This window comes from uncultured Pseudomonas sp., from assembly GCF_913777995.1.
Taxonomy (GTDB): Bacteria; Pseudomonadota; Gammaproteobacteria; order Pseudomonadales; family Pseudomonadaceae; genus Aquipseudomonas.
In genome coordinates, this window is record NZ_CAJYVE010000011.1 from 67,292 (window position 1) to 87,417 (window position 20,126).

Below are 20,126 nucleotides of genomic sequence, written 5' to 3' on the forward strand. Positions count from 1 at the left end.
CTGGCAAGGCCAGGGTTTTTTGTTGGAGCTTGAAGCGGCTGTCAGCCGTTGAAGACTTCGTCGACGCTGGTCAGCGGGTAGTGCTTCGGATACGGCAGGGTCGCCACGCCGCTTTCGATGGCAGCCTTGGCCACGGCTTCGGAGATCACGCCCAGCAGACGGCTGTCCAGCGGCTTGGGAATGATGTACTCACGGCCGTATTCCAGGGTAATGCCGCCGTAGGCGTCGCAGACTTCCTGCGGCACCGGCAGCTTGGCCAGCTCGCTCAGGGCCTTGGCCGCCGCGATCTTCATCTCTTCGTTGATGCGCTTGGCACGAACGTCCAGGGCACCACGGAAGATGAACGGGAAGCCCAGTACGTTGTTGACCTGGTTCGGGTAGTCCGAACGACCGGTGGCCATGATCACGTCACTGCGGGTCTCGTGAGCCAGCTCAGGCTTGATTTCCGGGTCAGGGTTCGAGCAGGCGAACACGATCGGGTCGCGGGCCATGCGCTTGAGGTCTTCCGGGCTCAGCAGGTTCGGGCCGGACAGGCCGACGAACACGTCAGCTCCGTCAAGGGCGTCGCTCAGGGTGCGCTTCTCGGTGGCATGGGCGAAGGCAGCCTTGTACTGGTTCAGGTCGGTACGGCCGGAGTGCACGACGCCGGAGCGGTCGATCATGAAGATGTTCTCGATCTTCGCACCCATGCTCACCAGCAGCTTCATGCAGGAAATCGCCGCCGCACCGGCGCCCAGGCAGACGATCTTCGCGGTGTCCAGGCTCTTGCCGACGATTTCCAGGGCGTTGATCATGCCAGCCGCGGTCACGATGGCCGTACCATGCTGGTCATCATGGAAAACCGGAATGTCGCACTGTTCGATCAGGGCCTTTTCGATCTCGAAGCACTCGGGTGCCTTGATGTCTTCCAGGTTGATGCCGCCGAAGGTGATGGAGATCCGCTTGACGGTGTCGATGAAGGCTTGCGGGCTTTCGGAGTCAACCTCGATATCGAACACGTCGATACCGGCGAAACGCTTGAACAGAACCCCTTTGCCTTCCATGACCGGCTTGGAGGCCAGCGGTCCCAGGTCGCCCAGGCCGAGAATCGCGGTACCGTCGGAAATGACCGCTACCAGGTTACCCTTGCCGGTGTACTTGTAGGCCAGCTCAGGGTCGCGGCCAATTTCACGTACAGGCTCGGCAACACCAGGGCTATAGGCCAGGGACAGATCGCGGGCAGTAGCAGTCGGCTTGGTGAGTTCCACGCTGAGTTTCCCCGGACGAGGATGGGCGTGGTATTCAAGCGCAGCGGTTTTAAGATCGGACATTTTATAGGATTCCGCTTTTTCTACGGTGGGACAGACGAACCGCCGAGGATACGCAAGATGCGAAATCCTCACAAGACTGACCAGTCACAGCTGTCAAGAGGGCGGATGGTTGGATTGCAATAACTCAATAGATAATGTCGCACTGAGGCAAGATCAGCCCGACTCAGTCGAGGATATCCAGCATTTGCGGGTGTTTCAGCGGCATCAGCCAACGTGCCTGTCCTGACTTTAGCCCACCGCGCGGGGTGCGTTCGACGATCCAGCCACGCGCTTCGACGCGCTTGCCTTTGAGCTGCGCCAGCCGGCCTGCGTCGAACAGTCGCAGCGTGTCCGGTGCCACGCGCAGCATCACGGAATCCAGCTCCAGCCAGACACCGCCACGATTGCGCCGCACATCGATGACCCGACCGCCGACCAGCGCAAAGCCGGGGCGCCGGACCTGCTGCCCGGCCAGCACCGGCGAGCGGCGCCACAATCCCAGACGCGCTTGCCGCGCGCGCCGCTCAGCGGCGCGCTGGCAACCGGCCAGAGCGGCATCCGGGGCGATCACCACGCGAAAGCCCAGCCCTTCGCTGAGCAGCTGCGCCTCGAAATTGCTGCCGTCCCGACCATAGACATGCGCCAGGGTACGCCCGTAACGATCCTTGGGCTGTTGGCCGACCCGCAGGCGCACCCGGTCGCCATTGCTGCGTACCAGCGCCTGCAGGCGCCGCTTCGCCGCCTCAGCCAGCGGCTGGGCCGGTTTGCCACGCCGGGCGAGTTCCGGCGTGTCGATGCCGATCAGCCGGACACTGCGGCCGTCGCTCAGGCGCAGGGTGTCGCCATCGATGACCTGGCGTACCCGCGCCTCGGGCAGGCCTGCCGGCGCGGGGCAGAATGCCTGGGCGGCGCCCAGCCAGAACACGGAAACAAAAAAGGCGCCCACGAGGGACGCCTTTCTTTGCGATCTGAAGATGCCCACCGGGCAGCTCCACAAGCCGAATCACTTGGCCTTGGCAGCGCCAAAAGCACCGAAGCGGGACTTGAAGCGGTCAACACGACCACCAACGTCCAGAGTCTTCTGCTTACCGGTGTAGAACGGGTGGCACTCGTTGCACACGTCCAGGCTCAGAGGCTTGGCCAGGGTGGAACGGGTCTTGATGACGTTGCCGCAGCTGCAGGTGGCGTCGATCGCTTCGTAAACTGGATGGATATCGGCTTTCATGATTACTTCCTCGGACTGGCGGGCCGCCACCCGACACGATTGTCGGATACCGCACGCAAAATAGGCGGGGGATATTACCAGACAATTGCCATTACGCAAACGAACCCTTGTACCGACGGTCTGCTAAGATCGCGCCTCCGCCCTCTCCGCCACTGGGAAGTCCTCGCGTGCCCGACGTCATCCTGCGCCTTGCCCTGCCCTCGCCGCTGCGTCGCCTGTTCGACTACCGCGCCCCGGCTGGCGTGCCGCGCAACGCGCTGCAACCGGGCATGCGCCTGAAGGTGCCGTTCGGCCGCCGGGAGATGATCGGCGTGCTGATCGAAATCACCGACCACAGCGAGGTGCCGGCCGACAAGCTCAAGCCCGCCACCGCCCTGCTCGACAGCCACTCGCCGCTGCCACCGTCGCTGTTCAAACTGTGCCTGTGGACCGCTCAGTACTACCAGCACAGCCTCGGGGACACGCTGAGCTGGGCACTGCCGGTGCTGCTGCGCCAGGGCGAGCCGGCGGAGGCTCGCCAGGAGCGCTTCTGGCAGGCCGCACCAGGGGCCAGCCTCGACGACCCGCGCATCGCCCGCGCGCCCAAGCAGCGCGAAGCCCTGGCGACCCTGGCCCAGCATCCGCATGGCGTGGCCCACCAACTGCTCGGCAGCCTGGAACTCAACCGCGACAGCCTCAACCTGCTGCTGGCCAAGGGGCTGGTAGAGGTCGAAGTGCGCAGCCATGCCCCCAGTGCCCGCCATGAGCACTGGCTGGCGCAACCGGAGCTGCCGCTCAATGCCGAGCAGCGCGCCGCCTGCGAGGCGGTGCGTGCCGGTTTCGGCAGCTTCCATGCCTTCCTGCTGGCCGGCGTCACCGGCAGCGGCAAGACCGAGGTCTACCTGCAACTGATCCGCCAGACCCTGGAGGCCGGCAAGCAGGCGCTGGTGCTGATTCCCGAGATCAACCTCGGCCCACAGACCCTGGCGCGCTTCGAGCAGCGCTTCAATGCGCGCATCGCCCTGCTGCACTCCGCGGTCAACGACCGCGAGCGCCTTGACCATTGGCTGGCCGCCCGGGATGGCGATGCCGACATCATCATCGGCACACGCTCGGCGCTGTTCACGCCCATGAAGAACCCCGGGCTGATCATCATCGACGAAGAGCACGACGGCTCTTATAAACAGCAGGAAGGGCTGCGCTATCACGCCCGCGACCTGGCCGTGGTACGCGCACGCCAGGAAAACGTGCCCATCGTGCTGGGCTCGGCCACCCCATCGATGGAAAGCCTGCACAACGCCCACAGCGGCCGCTACGGCCTGCTGCGCCTCACCCAGCGCGCCGGCGGCGCTCAGCAACCGCGCTTTTTGCGCCTGGACGTGAAGAGCCGGCCCCTGGACAGCGGCATCTCCGGCCCCATGCAGCAAGCCATCGGCCAGACCCTGGCGGCCGGGCAACAGGTGCTGGTGTTCCTCAATCGCCGCGGCTTCGCCCCGACGCTGCTGTGCCACGACTGCGGCTGGCTGTCGGGCTGCCCGCGCTGCGACGCACGGATGACCGTACACCAACGTTCCGGCGAACTGCGCTGCCACCATTGCGGGCACGTCGAGCGCGTGCCGCACCAGTGCCCGTCGTGCTCGAAGGTCGACCTGCGGCCCATCGGCGCCGGCACCGAGCGCGCCGAGGAACGCCTGGCGATTCTGTTCCCGGACTACCCGGTGCTGCGCGTCGACCGCGACAGCACCTCGCGCAAGGACGCCATGAACCAGCTGTTCGCGACCATCCAGCGCGGCCAGCCGTGCATCCTGGTCGGCACCCAGATGCTCGCCAAGGGGCATCATTTCCCACGGGTGACCCTGGTGGCGATCCTCGACGCCGATGGCGGACTGTTCTCCGGCGACTTCCGCGCCAGCGAACGCATGGCGCAGCTGATCGTGCAGGTTGCCGGGCGGGCCGGACGGGCCGAAGAGCCCGGCAAGGTGATCATCCAGACCCATTTGGCCGAGCACCCGCTGCTGATCCAGCTTACCGAGCAGGGCTACTTCGCCTTCGCCGAACAGGCCCTGAGCGAGCGCCGCGCCGCCGGCCTGCCGCCGTTCTCGCACCTGGCGCTGCTGCGTGCCGAAGCGCACAAGCCGGGGCAGGCCGAGGAATTTCTCGACCAGGCGTGCAGCGAGGCCGAGCAGTTGATCGCAGCACTCGATGCCGGCGGCATCGAACTTCTGGGCCCGGTTCCGGCTCCCATGGAGCGCCGCGCCGGGCGCTTCCGTGCGCAGCTGCTGCTGCAATCCAGTGCACGGGCACCGTTGCACAAGCTGTTGCACGCCTGGCTCCCGCTACTGGAGCAGATGCCCGGCGGGCGCCAGGTGCGCTGGTCGCTGGACGTCGACCCGGTCGACCTCTATTGATAGGCGCCCACTGCGGGCATGCGCCAAGGTTGGCAAGCTTGCCCGGGCCACGGATAATGTGCAGTTTTTCCACCCGCGCATCCAGGCGCTGCCGCGCTTGCGGTTGTTGAAGAGAACCTCATGAAAGACACCATTCGCCAGCTGATCCAACAAGCCCTGACCCGCCTCGAAAGCGAGGGCGTCTTGCCAGCCGGGCTGACGCCGGCGATCCAGGTGGAGAACGCCAGGGACAAGACCCACGGCGACTTCGCCAGCAACATCGCCATGATGCTGGCCAAGCCGGCCGGCCTGAAGCCGCGCGAACTGGCCGAGAAGCTGGTCGCCGCCCTGCCCGCCGACGAACAGGTGAGCAAGGTGGAGATCGCCGGTCCCGGATTCCTGAACTTCTTCCAGAACACCCAGGCCCTGGCCGGGCGCCTGGACGCCGCGTTGTCCGACGAGCGGTTGTCGGTACGCAAGGCCGGCCCGGCACAGCGCGTGGTGGTCGATCTTTCGGCACCGAACCTGGCCAAGGAAATGCACGTCGGCCACCTGCGCTCGACCATCATCGGCGACGCGGTGGCCAACGTTCTGGGTTACCTGGGCGACACCGTGATCCGCCAGAACCACGTCGGCGACTGGGGCACCCAGTTCGGCATGCTGCTGGCCTACCTGCAGGAAAAGCCCGCTACCAGTGACGAGCTGTCCGACCTGGAAGAGTTCTACCGTGCGGCCAAGAAGCGCTTCGACGAGTCCGAGGAGTTCGCTGACCGCGCCCGCGCCCTGGTGGTCAAGCTGCAGGCCGGCGATGCCGAGTGCCTGACCCTGTGGCAACGCTTCAACGACATCTCGCTGTCGCATTGCCAGAAGACCTACGAGCGCCTGAACGTCAACCTGACCCCAGCCGACGTGAAAGGCGAAAGCGCCTACAACGACGACCTGGCCAATGTGGTCAGCGATCTGCGCAGCGCCGGCCTGCTGGTCGAGAGCGAAGGCGCGCAGTGCGTGTTCCTCGAAGAATTCCGCACCGCCGACGACACCCCGCTGCCGGTGATCGTACAGAAGGCCGGCGGCGGCTACCTGTACGCCACCACCGACCTGGCTGCGGTGCGCTACCGCAGCAAGGTGCTGCACGCCGACCGCGTGCTGTACTTCGTCGACCAGCGCCAGGCCCTGCACTTCCAGCAGGTCTTCGAAGTGGCGCGGCGCGCCGGTTTCACCCATGACGGCATGCAGCTCGAACACATGGGCTTCGGCACCATGAACGGCGCCGATGGCCGGCCGTTCAAGACCCGTGACGGCGGCACCGTGAAGCTGATCGACCTGCTCGACGAAGCCGAACAGCGCGCCTACGCACTGGTCAAGGACAAAAATCCGAGCCTGGAAGAGAGCGAGCTGCGTCGCATCGCCAAGGCGGTGGGTATCAGCGCGGTGAAATACGCCGACCTGTCCAAGCACCGCACCAGCGACTACAGCTTCAACTTCGACCTGATGCTCAGCTTCGAAGGCAACACCGCGCCCTACCTGCTGTACGCCTACACCCGCGTGGCCGGAGTATTCCGCAAGCTGGGCACGCCGTTCGACGCCAGCCAGGGCCGTATCGTCCTGGAGGCGCCGCAGGAGCAGGAACTGGCGGCGAAACTCGCGCAGTTCGGCGAAACCCTCAACAATGTTGCCGACAAAGGTACGCCGCACGTACTGTGTGCCTACCTTTACGATCTGGCGGGCCTGTTCTCCAGTTTCTACGAGAACTGCCCGATCCTCGGTGCACAGAATCCGGAACAACAACAGAGCCGCCTGCGCCTGGCGGCCCTGACCGGTCGCACCCTCAAGCAAGGCCTGGACCTGCTGGGCCTGGAAACTCTGGAGCGAATGTAAGTTGGCCGTTGCAAAAAAGAAGGCGCCTCCCAAGCGCGGTGCCAGCCGTTACGAAGCACCTGCGAAGAAGCCGATCCCTGGATGGGTGTGGCTGGCCGTCGGCCTGACGGTCGGCGCTTTCATCGTGTTCCTGATGAAACTGGAACCCGGTGGCAGCGAGATCAAGCGCGAGAAGGCCGAGGCCAAGGCCGCCGCGAAGATCGCCGAAGCCAACAAGACCCCGCCCAGCCCAGCCGTGGTCAAGCCCAAGTACGACTTCTACACGCTGCTGCCGGAATCGGAAGTCATCGTGCCCAAGGAAGCCGTGCCGGAGAAGACTCCGCCAGCACCTGCGGTGGCGCCCATGACCCCGGTCAGCCCTGAACAGGCGTCGAAGATCGACACCGCCCGCGCCCAGGCCGCGCTCAGTGGCCTGACCCCGCCGCCCGCGCCGCCGGTCGCTACTGCCAAGCCGGCACCGGTGACGCAGTTCTTCCTGCAGGCCGGTTCGTTCCGCAAGCAGGCGGATGCCGAGAAGGTGCGTGCGCAGATCATCCTGCTGGGCCAGGCGGCTACCGTGGAGTCCGGCACGGTCAAGGAAGAGACCTGGTACCGCGTGCTGGTCGGCCCGTTCAGCAACCGCGACCAGCTGACCACCGCGCAGAAGCAGCTGGCCGGTGGCGGCTTCAGCAATCTGCTGCTGCAACAGCGCCAGAGCCAGAGCCGCTGAACCTGAGGCACCGGCGACACTGTCCGGCCAAGCCGCTTCCAATCCGGTGGAGCGGCTTGGGCCTGTAGGACCGGCTCCAGCCGGGAAGCCTTTCGTGGCCCAAGCCGCTTGCCCCTTGCGCCTGACACCGCTGCGCAGTCGCAAGGGCCTACGGTTGAAATCACCGTCACCACCCCCATATCAGTTTCCATCTGGGCATTTTCGCCCCGCTGCGTGGAGACTTTCCCCTTGACCACCATCGTTTCAGTACGCCGCCACGGCAAAGTCGTCATGGCCGGTGACGGCCAGGTTTCCCTGGGCAACACCGTGATGAAAGGCAACGCCAAGAAAGTGCGCCGCCTGTACCACGGTCAGGTCATCGCCGGTTTCGCCGGTGCCACCGCCGACGCCTTCACGCTGTTCGAACGCTTCGAAGCCCAGCTGGAAAAACATCAGGGCCACCTGATCCGCGCCGCCGTCGAGCTGGCCAAGGACTGGCGGACCGACCGCTCGCTGAGCCGTCTGGAAGCCATGCTGGCGGTGGCCAACAAGGACGCCTCGCTGATCATCACCGGTAACGGCGACGTGGTCGAACCCGAAGACGGCCTGATCGCCATGGGTTCCGGCGGCGCCTTCGCCCAGGCCGCCGCCCGCGCCCTGCTGCAGAAGACCGAACTGTCGGCCCGCGAGATTACCGAAACCGCATTGCACATCGCTGGCGATATTTGCGTGTTCACCAACCACAACATCACCATTGAGGAGCAGGACCTCGCCGAGTGAGCCTTGCCGGCCATCTCCGCCTGAGGACCCATTACCACCATGTCCATGACTCCCCGCGAAATCGTCCACGAACTCAACCGCCACATCATCGGCCAGGACGACGCCAAGCGCGCCGTGGCCATTGCCCTGCGCAACCGCTGGCGGCGCATGCAGCTGCCTGAAGAGCTGCGTGTCGAAGTGACCCCCAAGAACATCCTGATGATCGGCCCGACTGGCGTCGGCAAGACCGAAATCGCCCGTCGCCTGGCCAAACTGGCCAACGCGCCGTTCATCAAGGTCGAGGCGACCAAGTTCACCGAGGTCGGCTATGTCGGCCGTGATGTCGAATCGATCATTCGCGACCTGGCCGACGCGGCCATGAAGCTGCTGCGCGAGCAGGAGATCATCAAGGTTCGCCACCGCGCCGAAGACGCCGCCGAAGACCGCATTCTCGACGCCCTGCTGCCCCAGGCACGCACCGGTTTCGCCGAAGAGGCGGCATCGACCAGCGACTCCAACACCCGCCAGCTGTTCCGCAAGCGTCTGCGCGAAGGCCAACTGGACGACAAGGAAATCGAGATCGAAGTCAGTGAATCTGTGGGCGTCGACATTTCCGCACCGCCGGGCATGGAAGAAATGACCAGCCAGCTGCAGAACCTGTTCGCCAACATGGGCAAGGGCCGCCGCAAGACCCGCAAGCTCAAGGTCCGCGAAGCGCTGAAGATGGTCCGCGACGAAGAAGCCAGCCGCCTGGTCAACGACGACGAACTCAAGGCCAAGGCCCTCGAAGCGGTCGAGCAGCACGGTATCGTGTTCATCGACGAGATCGACAAGGTCGCCAAGCGCGGCAACGTCGGCGGTGCCGATGTGTCCCGCGAGGGCGTGCAGCGCGACCTGCTGCCGCTGATCGAAGGCTGCACGGTGAACACCAAGCTGGGCATGGTCAAGACCGACCACATCCTGTTCATCGCCTCCGGTGCCTTCCATCTGAGCAAGCCGAGCGACCTGGTCCCCGAGCTGCAGGGCCGTCTGCCGATCCGCGTGGAACTCAAGGCGCTGTCGCCACAGGACTTCGAGCGCATCCTCAGCGAGCCACACGCCTCGCTGACCGAGCAATATCGCGAGCTGCTCAAGACCGAAGGCCTGAACATCGAGTTCAAGCCCGAGGGCATCAAGCGCCTGGCGGAAATCGCCTGGCAGGTCAACGAGAAGACCGAGAACATCGGTGCGCGCCGCCTGCACACCCTGCTCGAACGCCTGCTCGAAGAGCTGTCGTTCAGCGCCGGCGACCTGGCCAGCAGCCCGGACGCCGCGCCGATCGCCATCGACGCCGAGTACGTCAACAGCCATCTGGGCGAACTGGCCAACGACGAAGACCTGTCGCGCTATATCCTCTGACACAGCCTCAGATGGCCAGCCTCAAGCCTCAAGCGGATCTTCCTGCCGCTTGAGGCTTGTCGCGTCTGACAGCCCCGCTTAAGCTGGCGCCATGACCAAGATCCCCACCGCCATCCAGCTGCACAAGGCGTCCAGAACGTTGACGCTCAAATACGCCAGCGGCGAGCAATTCGACCTGCCCGCCGAATTCCTGCGTGTGCACTCCCCCTCCGCCGAGGTCCAGGGCCATGGCAAGCCGGTACTGCAGTTCGGCAAGCTGGGGGTCGGCCTGACCAAGGTCGAACCCGCTGGCAACTACGCCCTCAAGCTGACCTTCGACGATGGCCACGACAGCGGCCTGTTCACCTGGGATTACCTCTACCAGCTGGGCCAGCGCCAGGCCGAGCTGTGGGACGACTACCTGCAGGAACTGAACCGCGCCGGCAAGAGCCGCGACCCGAACGAGCAGGCCGTCCGGCTGATGCTCTGACCCCTGGCGCTGACCACGCACTTTCATAATCTGCGTCTATCCTTCCTTCCACCGTTTGCCGTATTAGTAAGCGGTTTCTAACTTGTTTTGCTTGAATGTGCCGCGCAGCGGCCCACGCATGGGCCGCTCGCCACCATGCAATCTCGCGTAACCATGATTTTCGGCACGTTCACTGCATCGTTTCGACGCAGCGGGAAGAGGGAAGCCAATACTGCAGTGGCACGGAGTGCAGCAGTTCAGACGCCTTCGTGTCGTTCGGCATGCCCATCGGCATTCGGCACACCAGCCATCATCGGTCACAAGAGCAGCAGTATCGGCTTCGTGCCTGTGCCCCACAGCCACGCCGATGCTCGTCTCAGGACAACGGAGCGTCGTAGATGAGTAACAAGAGCAACGATGACCTGCCGCGTCAGGCTTCTGAACACACGCTGGGTCTGAACCCGGTGGTGGGCCTGCGCCGCAAGGACCTGCTGAGCACCGCGCGCATGGTCATGCGCCTGGCACTGCGGCAGCCGGTCCACAGCCTCAAGCATGTCGCCCACCTGGGCCTGGAACTGAAAAACGTGATGCTGGGCCGTTCCGGCCTGCAACCGACTCCGGACGATCGGCGCTTCCAGGACCCCGCCTGGAGCCAGAACCCGCTGTACCGCCGCTACCTGGGGGTCTACCTGGCCTGGCGCAAGGAGCTGCACGACTGGATCGACGGCAGCAGCATGACGCCGCTGGACATCAGCCGCGGGCACTTCGTCGTCAACCTGATGACCGAAGCCATGGCACCCACCAACACCGCCGCCAACCCGGCGGCGGTCAAGCGTTTCTTCGAGACCGGCGGCAAGAGCCTGCTCGACGGCCTGTCGCACCTGGCCAAGGACCTGGTGCACAACGGCGGCATGCCCAGCCAGGTCAACATGGATGCCTTCGAAGTGGGCAAGAACCTCGGCACCACCGAAGGCGCCGTGGTGTTTCGCAATGAGGTGCTGGAACTGATCCAGTACAAGCCCATCACCGAACAGACCCACGAACGGCCGCTGCTGGTCATTCCGCCGCAGATCAACAAGTTCTACGTGTTCGACCTCAGCCCGGACAAGAGCCTGGCGCGCTTCTGCCTGAGCAGCAAGGTGCAGACCTTCATCATCAGCTGGCGCAACCCCACCAAGGCGCAGCGCGAGTGGGGGCTGTCCACTTACATCGAGGCGCTGAAGGAAGCCGTGGAGGTCATCACCGCCATCACCGGCAGCCCGGACATCAACATGCTGGGGGCCTGTTCGGGCGGTATTACCTGCACAGCATTGCTGGGCCACTACGCGGCACTGGGCGACCGCAAGATCAACGCCATGACCCTGATGGTCAGCGTGCTGGACACCACCCTGGAGAACGACGTGGCGCTGTTCGTCGACGAGCAGACCCTCGAAGCCGCCAAGCGCCACTCCTACCAGTCCGGCGTGCTGGAAGGTCGCGACATGGCCAAGGTGTTCGCCTGGATGCGCCCCAACGACCTGATCTGGAACTACTGGGTCAACAACTACCTGCTGGGCAACGAACCGCCAGCCTTCGACATCCTGTTCTGGAACAACGACACCACGCGCCTGCCGGCCGCCTTCCATGGCGACCTGATCGAAATGTTCAAGAACAACCCGCTGACCCGGCCCAACGCCCTGGAAGTGTGCGGCACGCCCATCGACCTCAAGCAGGTGGACAACGACATCTTCTGCCTGGCCGGTACCAACGATCACATCACCCCCTGGCAATCCTGCTACCGCTCGGCGCGGCTGTTCGGCGGCAAGACCGAGTTCGTGCTGTCCAGCAGCGGACACATCCAGAGCATCCTCAACCCGCCCGGCAACCCCAAGGCGCGCTACATGACCAACGAGGAACTGCCGCTGGACCCGGTCGCCTGGCAGGAAAATGCCACCAAGCACACCGATTCATGGTGGCTGCACTGGCAGAAATGGCTGGGCGAACGCTCCGGCGAGCTGAAGAAAGCCCCGGCCAGCCTGGGTAGCAAGGCTTATCCGGCCGGCGAGGCATCGCCGGGCACATACGTCCACGAACGCTAGACTTGAATGCAAGGGCCGCCGCCGGGTCACCGCCGGCGCGCGGTTCGCGCCATGAATGTCAGTCGCACGCCAGAGGCTAGGCCTCGGTCAGTCTGGGAAACGCGCAGCGCGGCTTTCCAGCGCATTAACCAACAGGGCTCCGGCATGCCACAACCCTTTGTATTCCGCTCGATCGACCTGGACGGCCATACGATCCGTACCGCCGTGCGGCCCGGCAAGCGCCATATGACGCCCTTGCTGATCTTCAACGGCATCGGCGCCAACCTGGAGCTGGTCTTTCCGTTCGTCGCAGCGCTGGACCCGGACATGGAAGTCATCGCCTTCGACGTGCCGGGTGTCGGCGGCTCGTCGACACCCAGCCGCCCCTATCGCTTTCCCGGCCTGGCCAAGCTGGCGGCGCGCATGCTCGACTACCTCGACTACGGGCAGGTCAATGCCATCGGCGTGTCGTGGGGCGGCGCGCTGGCCCAGCAGTTCGCCCACGACTACCCGGAGCGCTGCAAGAAACTGGTGCTGGCGGCCACCGCGGCAGGCATGGTGATGGTCCCGGGCAAGCCGCGGGTGCTGATGCTGATGGCCAGCCCGCGACGCTACATCCAGCCCTCGCACGTCATCCGTATCGCCCCGGAAATCTACGGCGGGGCGTTTCGCCGCGATCCGCACCTGGCAGCCAGCCACGCAGCCAAGGTCCGCTCGTCCGGCAAACTGGGTTACTACTGGCAGCTGTTCGCCGGCATGGGCTGGACCAGCTTCCACTGGCTGCACAAGATCCGCCAGCCGACACTGGTACTGGCCGGCGACGACGACCCGTTGATCCCGCTGGTAAATATGCGGCTGCTGGCCTGGCGTATACCCAATGCCCAGCTACACATAATTGATGACGGTCATTTGTTCCTGATCACCCGGGCTGAAGCCGTTGCCCCCATCATCATGAGTTTTCTGCAGCAGGAACGTCAGCGTGCGGTCATGCATCCGCACCCCACACCCGACACGCACTGAGCCAGCGGCGACGCGCGCGCCGCCAGACCCGTCTTACCCGCCGTGTGCCCTGACAGGACCGTCGACCGGCACAGACCGGCGCCGCATGCGCGCGCCGCCCATCCACTGAAGGCTTGACGAAGGAGTGTTGCCCTCATGCGAGAAAAACCAGCGAAGATTGCCGAGAGCACACCGGCAACCTACATCAATGCACAAAGCGCGATTACCGGCATGCGCGGCAGGGACCTGCTGTCCACCCTGCGCAGCGTGGCAGCGCAGGGCTGGCGGCACCCGTGGCGCAGCGCGCGCCACGCCGTAGCCCTGGGCAACCAGCTGGGGCGAATCATGCTGCTGGGTGACACCCCGCACGCCCACAACCCCAAGGACAGCCGCTTCAGTGACCCGACCTGGAGCCTCAACCCCTTCTACCGCCGCGGCCTGCAGGCCTACCTGAGCTGGCAGCAGCAGGTTCGGCGCTGGATCGACGACAGCGACCTGAGCAGCGACGACCGGGCCCGCGCGCATTTTCTGTTCAGCCTGATCAACGATGCCCTGTCGCCCTCCAACACCCTGCTCAACCCGCTGGCGGTCAAGGAGCTGTTCAACACCGGTGGCAGCAGTGTGCTCAAGGGCCTGAGCCACATGGCCAACGACCTGCTGCACAACAACGGCTTGCCCAGCCAGACCACCAAGGATGCCTTCGAGATCGGCCGGTCCCTGGCCACCACCACCGGTGCGGTGGTGTTTCGCAATGAACTGCTGGAACTGATCCAGTACAAGCCGATGAGCGAAAAGCAGTACGCCCGCCCGCTGCTGATCGTGCCGCCGCAGATCAACAAGTTCTATGTCTTCGACCTCAGCCCGACCAACAGCTTCGTGCAGTACGCGCTGAAGAACGGCCTGCAGACGTTCGCGATCAGTTGGCGCAACCCCGACGTGCGGCACCGGGAATGGGGCCTGTCCAGCTATGTGGAGGCCACCGAGGAGGCGCTGAACGTATGCCGGGCCATTACCGGCGCCCGCGAGGTCAACCTGGTCGGCGCCTGCGCCGGCGGCCTGACCATCGCTGCGCTGCAAGGTCACCTGCAGGCCAAGCGCCAGATGCGCCGGGTGGCGAGCGCCACCTACATGGTGAGCCTGCTCGACAGCCAGATCGACAGCCCGGCTACGCTGTTCATCGACGAAGAAGCCCTGGAGGCGGCCAAGCGGCGCTCCTACCAGCGCGGCGTGCTGGATGGCAGCGAAATGAGCCGGGTGTTCGCCTGGATGCGCCCCAACGACCTGATCTGGACCTACTGGATCAACAACTACCTGCTGGGCAAGACACCGCCGCCCTTCGACATTCTGTACTGGAACAACGACACCACGCGCCTACCGGCTGCTTTGCACGGCGACCTGCTGGACTTCTTCAAGCACAACCCGCTCAGCCACCCCGGCGGCCTGGAAGTATGCGGAACGCCCATCGACCTGCAAAAGGTCACGGTCGACAGTTTCAGCGTGGCCGGTATCAACGACCACATCACGCCCTGGGATGCGGTGTACCGCTCCACGCTGCTGTTGGGCGGCGACCGGCGCTTCCTGCTGTCGACCAGCGGCCACGTGCAGAGCATCCTCAACCCACCGGGCAATCCCAAGTCCAGCTTCATCGAGGGCAGCAGCCTCAGCGGCGACCCTCGCGCCTGGTACTACGACGCCCAGCATCATGACGGTAGCTGGTGGCCGACCTGGCTGGCCTGGGTCCAGGAGCGTTCGGGCACCCAGCGCGAAACCAGCATGACCCTGGGCAGCGACCGCTATCCCCCGATGGAAGCCGCGCCCGGTACCTATGTGCATGTGCGCTGAAGCAGAAGCCGTCCCGGCCAGAAAAACGACCCGAACAAGTAGACCGGATGAAAACCCGCGACCGCATACTCGAATGCGCCTTGGCGCTGTTCAACAGCAACGGCGAACCGAATGTCTCGACACTGGAAATCGCCAACGAACTGGGGATCAGCCCCGGCAACCTGTATTACCACTTCCACGGCAAGGAGCCGCTGGTACTTGGCCTGTTCGAGCGTTTCCAGGCCGAGCTGGCGCCGCTGCTCGACCCACCGGCCGATGCTCGCCTGAACGCCGAGGACTACTGGCTGTTTCTGCACCTGATCATCGAACGGCTGGCCCACTACCGCTTCCTGTTCCAGGACCTGTCCAACCTGGCCGGGCGCCTGCCGAAGCTGGCGCGTGGAATCCGCAACCTGCTCAACGCCCTGAAACGCACCCTGGCGTCGCTGCTGGCGCGGCTGAAATCCGAAGGACAGCTGGTCAGTGATACCCAGGCACTCGGCAACCTGGTGGAGCAGATCACCCTGACAGTGCTGTTTTCCCTGGATTACCAGCGGATTCTGGGGCGTGACGGGGAAGTAAGGGTGGTGGTCTACCAGATCATGATGCTGGTCGCCCCGCATCTGGTTGCGGGGTCACGACAGAGCGTGGAGCGGCTGGCCATGCACTACCTGGAGCGCTGACCCGCATGGCCCCGACCTGCGAAAGGCAGGTCGGAGCCACATGACTCAGGACTGGCTGGCCGGGGCCGACGAACCTGTGGCCGGCGCCGGTTGCGCCGCAGGAGTGCTGGCGGCCTTGTTGTCCTGTGCATCGGCCTTCGCCGCAGGCTTGGCAGGCGCCTTGCGCGCCGCCGGTTTCTTCGCCGTCGAGGCCTTGGCGGCGGTCGACTTGGCCTTGCTCGCGGTGCTGGCAGCCGCCTTGCTGGCTGCCTCGACCGGCTTGGCGGCGGCTTTCTTCACGGCGGGCTTGGCCGCTGCGGTTTTCTCGGCAGCCTTGTCGGCGGTCTTGGCCACGCCTTTGGCGGCGGCCTTGACCAGCGGCTTGGCGACACTGCGCGGTGCGGCCTTGTCGGACACCGGGCGGGCCTTGGCACCGGTCAGTTGCTCGATCTGCCGGGTCAACTGGTCGACCTTGTCGTGCAGGCTCTGCACTTCATGGCGGCTGGGCACACCGAGACGCGAGATGGCGCTGTTCAGGCGCTTGTCGAACGCACCTTCCAGCTCGTTCCACTTGCCAACGGCCATGTCCTTGACATCACCGACCCGGGACTTGCCGGCGCGTACGCTGCCCTTGGCATTCTCGAGTTTCTGTTCGACTTCGGCCTTGCTTTCCTTCTCGGCCTTTTCGCCATCCTTCACCAGCGTTTCGAACAGCTTGCTGCCGTCATTGCTGATCTTGGAGTAAGCACCCAAACCAGCCAGCCAGATCTGTCGCGAGTACTTCTCGATCTCGCCGATCCAGGAGCTGCCTTCTTTCTCGGTTTTTTTCTTGCCAGCCATCCCGCTCTCCTTCATTGATCAGACTCGACCCGCTCGAGCTGCTTGGGCTCATGGCGTTCGAGCTTCTTGGGTCCGACGCGTTCGAGCAATGCCGTCAGTTCATCGAGCTTAGCAGAGAGTGTCTCGACGTCATGGCGGGAGGGAATGCCGATGCGATTCAGGCCTCGTGCCACACGTCGATCGAAGGCGCCCTCGATGCGATCCAGCTGAGCTTCGATGCGTCCCTTCACACCCGACACCTCGCCCTTGAGCGAGTCGATCTCGCTGTTGGCGGCATCGAGGGTCTCGTCGACGGCCTTCTTGGCGTCCTTCTCGGCACGCTCGCCGGTGCGGATCAGCTCCTTCACATACTCGGAGCCCTCATGATTGACCTTGGTGTAGGCCCCGAGGCCCGCCAGCCAGATCTTGCGGGCATAGCGCCGCACCTCGGTGAAGGTGCCTTCGGCTTCGTCTTCGATCTTTTTCTTCAGGTTTGCTTTGACCATGGTTCACCTCACGCTGGAAAGGTTGAAGAGAACATCCTTCGGAAAGATGAGGACCACGGTAGGCGGAAAAATTAGAAAGCACACCCTAGAGACGGGCAGCAGAGCTGCTGGCAGGACCGGCGTCAGCGGGAAGCTGTCGCGGCTGAAGCCGCTTACAGCCACAACGCCTGCAATCGGCCGTCAGGCCGCCAGCTCGCGGTCCAGCACCCGCTCGATCTCGCTCTGGATCGCGCCGCTCATCGGCGACAGGAAGAAACTCAGCTCCAGCACGATAAGCACCAGGTCATCGCCCACTTCCAGGCGGCCCTTGGCGCCCTTGCCGCTGAGCTGCACGGTATCGCCGTCCCAGTCATGCTCCAGGCCATACTTGCTGGTCAGCTTCTGGACCAGTTGCTCGGCCCGCGCTCGGGCCTTGTCGCGGCCCAGGTGATGAGCGCGTTCCACGGTGATCTTCGACATGCCGGTGTTCCTCGTCAGGGTGACCAATCGTCGCGCCACTATAGCAGCCGGCGACCGCCTGGCATGCGGCTCGTCAAGACAAAGCCCGCACCGATGATTAGAATGGCCGCATTCCATTCCGGTGAGGCGATATGAACGATCAGCGCAAAGGCAGCGATGCCGAACCCACCACCCACTTCGGTTACCAGAACGTGCCGGAAAGCCAGAAGGCGGAGAAAGTCGCTGAGGTTTTCCACTCCGTGGCCGCCCGCTACGACCTGATGAACGACCTTCTCTCCGGTGGCATGCACCGGCTGTGGAAGCGCTTCACCATCGAGCTGTCCGGTGTACGCCCGGGCAACCGCGTGCTGGACATCGCCGGTGGCACCGGTGACCTGGCGCGCAAGTTCTCGCAACTGGTCGGCCCGACCGGACAGGTGGTACTGGCCGACATCAACGCCTCGATGCTCAAGGTCGGTCGTGACCGCCTGCTCGACAAGGGCGTGTCGGGCAACATCGAGTTCGTCCAGGCCGACGCCGAGAAGCTGCCCTTCCCCGACAATCACTTCGACTGCATCACCATCGCCTTCGGCCTGCGTAACGTGACCCACAAGGACCAGGCCCTGGCATCCATGCTGCGCGTGCTCAAGCCCGGTGGCCGGTTGCTGGTGCTGGAATTCTCCAAGCCCACCAACCCCCTGGTGTCCAAGGCCTATGACGCCTACTCCTTCGGCCTGCTGCCGCTGATGGGCAAGCTGGTGGCCGGCGATGCCGAGAGCTACCGCTACCTGGCCGAATCCATCCGCATGCACCCCGACCAGCAGACCCTCAAGGCCATGATGGAAGAGACCGGCTTCGCTCGCGTCACCTACCACAACATGACCGGCGGCGTGGTCGCCCTGCACCGCGGTATCAAGCCCTGATGGCGCTCGTCACCCAGGCCTTGCTGGCTACGCTGGAGCGTGGCCTGAATCCGCTGCTGGCGCTCGACCCGGTAGCGCTACCGCGGCTGGCGGGTTTGACCGGCCGCGTCATCGCCGTGCAGACGCGGCAACCCGCCTTGCGGCTCTATGTGCTGCCTGCGGGTGACGGCCTGCATTTCGCCGCCCATCACGAAGGCGACATCGACTGCACCCTGAGTGCTCCGGCGACGCGCCTGGCCGAGCTGGCGCTGGCCCGCGACAAGCAGAAGGTCCTGCACCAGCCCGACGTGCGTCTGGAAGGTGACAGCACCCTGCTGATCGAACTGGCCGACATCCTGCAGAACCTGGAGCTGGACTGGCAACACGAGGTCAGCCGCTGGCTGGGCCCGCTGCCAGCCGCGGCCCTGGGCGATCTTGCCCGCCGCGGCCAGGCCTTCGGCGAGCAGAGCCGTGACAGCCTGCGGCTGACGCTGTCCAACTGGCTTAACGAGGAAAGCCGGCACCTGGTAGGTCGTCTCGAAGGCGAAGCTCGCTTCGCCGAGATCGACGCCCTGCGCCTGGACGTGGATCGCCTCGACGCTCGCCTCGCCCGCCTGGGCGCCGCCCGCTCCGCCAGGGATAACCCCGACGAATGAAGCTGTTCGCTGCTCTCAACCGCCTGTTGCGGATCTTCTTCGTCGTCATCCGCTACCGGCTGGACGACATCGTCTACGCCCTGCCGCTGCCCTGGTACCTGCGTGCTACCCGCTATGCGCTGCCCTGGCGTTGGCTGCCGCGGCCGAGCAAGACGCTGCCGCGCGGAGCCCGGCTGCGCCTGGCCCTGGAAGGTCTGGGGCCGGTGTTCATCAAGTTCGGCCAGATCCTCTCTACCCGCCGCGACCTCATGCCTGAGGATATCGCCGACGAGCTGATGTTCTTGCAGGACAAGGTCCCGCCCTTCCCGCCGGAGAAGGCCGTGGCGCTCATCGAGTCGCAACTCGGGGTGCCCATCAAGCAGGCCTTCGCCCGCTTCGATCACCAGCCGCTGGCCTCGGCCTCGGTGGCCCAGGTCCATGCCGCCCAGCTGCGCACCGGCGAAGAAGTGGTGGTCAAGGTGGTGCGGCCCGGTCTGTAAGGCATCATCAGCCAGGCCATCGCCTGGCTGTTCCTGCTAGCGCGCACCGCTGAACGCCTCTCCGCCGAAGCGCGCCGGCTGCACCCGGTAGACGTGGTCAGTGACTACGAAAAAACCATCTACGACGAATTGGACCTGTTGCGCGAGGCGGCCAACTCCAGCCAGCTGCGGCGCAATTTCGAGGGCTCCGAGCGGCTTTATGTGCCCCAGGTCTACTGGGACTGGTGCCGCGAGCGGGTGCTGGTCATGGAGCGCATCTACGGCATTCCGGTGACTGACCTGGCTGCCCTGCGCGACCAGGGCACCGACTTCAAGCTGCTGGCCGAACGCGGCGTGGAGATCTTCTTCACCCAGGTGTTCCGCGACAGCTTCTTCCACGCCGACATGCACCCCGGCAACATCTTCGTCAGCACCGCCAAGCCCTGGGACCCGCTCTACATCGCGGTGGACTGCGGCATCATCGGTAGCCTGACCCCCGAGGACCAGGACTACCTGGCACGCAACCTCTGGGCCTTCTTCCAGAGCGACTACCGCAAGGTCGCCCAGTTGCACATCGACTCCGGCTGGGTGCCCGCCAACACCCAGGTCAACGAACTGGAAGCGGCCATTCGTACCGTCTGCGAACCCATCTTCGAGAAGCCGCTCAAGGACATCTCCTTTGGCCAGCTGCTGCTGCGGCTGTTCCAGGTGGCACGCCGCTTCAACATGGAAATCCAGCCGCAGCTGGTGCTGCTGC

At 64.8% G+C, this 20,126-nt stretch carries 18 protein-coding genes and 1 pseudogene; 13 read left to right on the forward strand and 6 right to left on the reverse strand.

Annotated features, from left to right (window positions below):
* Positions 1–41: 41 nt before the first annotated feature.
* From QZ497_RS05040 to rpmE, 3 genes are all read right to left on the reverse strand, one after another.
* Positions 42–1,310, reverse strand: coding sequence for a malic enzyme-like NAD(P)-binding protein (locus QZ497_RS05040; protein ID WP_295471696.1), 1,269 nt, complete (start codon positions 1,308–1,310; stop codon positions 42–44).
* Positions 1,311–1,473: 163 nt separating this feature from the next.
* Positions 1,474–2,271: a thermonuclease family protein gene (locus tag QZ497_RS05045; RefSeq protein ID WP_295471698.1), complete on the reverse strand. Its 798-nt coding sequence runs from the start codon at positions 2,269–2,271 to the stop codon at positions 1,474–1,476.
* A 21-nt stretch (positions 2,272–2,292) separates the two neighbouring features.
* A complete protein-coding gene (gene rpmE, locus QZ497_RS05050) occupies positions 2,293–2,514 on the reverse strand; it encodes a 50S ribosomal protein L31 (RefSeq protein ID WP_295471701.1) in 222 nt (73 codons plus the stop codon).
* Positions 2,515–2,681: 167 nt separating this feature from the next.
* Between rpmE and QZ497_RS05055 the strand changes: the two genes are divergently transcribed.
* The 10 genes from QZ497_RS05055 to QZ497_RS05100 all read left to right on the forward strand — a co-directional run bounded on the left by QZ497_RS05055 (position 2,682) and on the right by QZ497_RS05100 (position 15,611).
* A complete protein-coding gene (locus QZ497_RS05055) occupies positions 2,682–4,901 on the forward strand; it encodes a primosomal protein N' (protein ID WP_295471703.1) in 2,220 nt (739 codons plus the stop codon).
* A gap of 120 nt (positions 4,902–5,021) precedes the next feature.
* Positions 5,022–6,758 carry an arginine--tRNA ligase gene (argS, locus tag QZ497_RS05060; RefSeq protein ID WP_295471705.1) on the forward strand — a complete coding sequence of 579 codons (1,737 nt, stop codon included), beginning with the start codon at positions 5,022–5,024 and terminating at the stop codon, positions 6,756–6,758.
* A 1-nt stretch (position 6,759) separates the two neighbouring features.
* Positions 6,760–7,467 carry an SPOR domain-containing protein gene (locus tag QZ497_RS05065; protein ID WP_295471707.1) on the forward strand — a complete coding sequence of 236 codons (708 nt, stop codon included), beginning with the start codon at positions 6,760–6,762 and terminating at the stop codon, positions 7,465–7,467.
* A 228-nt stretch (positions 7,468–7,695) separates the two neighbouring features.
* Positions 7,696–8,226, forward strand: a complete 531-nt coding sequence (gene hslV / locus QZ497_RS05070; protein ID WP_295471709.1) for an ATP-dependent protease subunit HslV — start codon at positions 7,696–7,698, stop codon at positions 8,224–8,226.
* Between the two features lie 39 nt (positions 8,227–8,265).
* A complete protein-coding gene (gene hslU / locus QZ497_RS05075; RefSeq protein WP_295471711.1) occupies positions 8,266–9,603 on the forward strand; it encodes an ATP-dependent protease ATPase subunit HslU in 1,338 nt (445 codons plus the stop codon).
* 91 nt (positions 9,604–9,694) lie between these two features.
* Positions 9,695–10,072, forward strand: a complete 378-nt coding sequence (locus QZ497_RS05080; RefSeq protein WP_295471713.1) for a DUF971 domain-containing protein — start codon at positions 9,695–9,697, stop codon at positions 10,070–10,072.
* Between the two features lie 377 nt (positions 10,073–10,449).
* Complete coding sequence (gene phaC / locus QZ497_RS05085; RefSeq protein ID WP_295471714.1) at positions 10,450–12,129, forward strand: class II poly(R)-hydroxyalkanoic acid synthase; 1,680 nt, start codon at positions 10,450–10,452, stop codon at positions 12,127–12,129.
* A gap of 144 nt (positions 12,130–12,273) precedes the next feature.
* A complete protein-coding gene (phaZ, locus tag QZ497_RS05090; protein WP_295471716.1) occupies positions 12,274–13,128 on the forward strand; it encodes a poly(3-hydroxyalkanoate) depolymerase in 855 nt (284 codons plus the stop codon).
* Between the two features lie 135 nt (positions 13,129–13,263).
* Positions 13,264–14,949, forward strand: coding sequence for a class II poly(R)-hydroxyalkanoic acid synthase (gene phaC / locus QZ497_RS05095; protein WP_295471717.1), 1,686 nt, complete (start codon positions 13,264–13,266; stop codon positions 14,947–14,949).
* Positions 14,950–14,996: 47 nt separating this feature from the next.
* The gene (locus QZ497_RS05100; RefSeq protein WP_295471718.1) at positions 14,997–15,611 is read left to right on the forward strand and encodes a TetR/AcrR family transcriptional regulator; all 615 of its coding nucleotides are present in this window, start codon (positions 14,997–14,999) and stop codon (positions 15,609–15,611) included.
* A 45-nt stretch (positions 15,612–15,656) separates the two neighbouring features.
* On the opposite strand, the gene QZ497_RS05105 is transcribed toward QZ497_RS05100, so the two are convergent.
* The 3 genes from QZ497_RS05105 to QZ497_RS05115 form a co-directional block, all read right to left on the reverse strand.
* Positions 15,657–16,430, reverse strand: a complete 774-nt coding sequence (locus QZ497_RS05105) for a phasin family protein (RefSeq protein ID WP_295471720.1) — start codon at positions 16,428–16,430, stop codon at positions 15,657–15,659.
* 11 nt (positions 16,431–16,441) lie between these two features.
* On the reverse strand, positions 16,442–16,915 hold the full coding sequence (locus QZ497_RS05110) for a phasin family protein (RefSeq protein ID WP_295471723.1): 474 nt from the start codon (positions 16,913–16,915) through the stop codon (positions 16,442–16,444).
* Positions 16,916–17,095: 180 nt separating this feature from the next.
* The gene (locus tag QZ497_RS05115; RefSeq protein ID WP_295471725.1) at positions 17,096–17,374 is read right to left on the reverse strand and encodes a polyhydroxyalkanoic acid system family protein; all 279 of its coding nucleotides are present in this window, start codon (positions 17,372–17,374) and stop codon (positions 17,096–17,098) included.
* Between the two features lie 131 nt (positions 17,375–17,505).
* Between QZ497_RS05115 and ubiE the strand changes: the two genes are divergently transcribed.
* From ubiE to ubiB, 3 genes and pseudogenes are all read left to right on the forward strand, one after another.
* Positions 17,506–18,276, forward strand: a complete 771-nt coding sequence (gene ubiE, locus QZ497_RS05120; RefSeq protein ID WP_295471727.1) for a bifunctional demethylmenaquinone methyltransferase/2-methoxy-6-polyprenyl-1,4-benzoquinol methylase UbiE — start codon at positions 17,506–17,508, stop codon at positions 18,274–18,276.
* Positions 18,276–18,911, forward strand: a complete 636-nt coding sequence (locus QZ497_RS05125; protein ID WP_295471729.1) for an SCP2 sterol-binding domain-containing protein — start codon at positions 18,276–18,278, stop codon at positions 18,909–18,911. The genes ubiE and QZ497_RS05125 overlap by 1 nt, the downstream gene beginning before the upstream one ends.
* A pseudogene (gene ubiB / locus QZ497_RS05130) lies at positions 18,908–20,126 on the forward strand (2-polyprenylphenol 6-hydroxylase); the annotation flags it as partial. The gene QZ497_RS05125 and the pseudogene ubiB, both read left to right, overlap by 4 nt.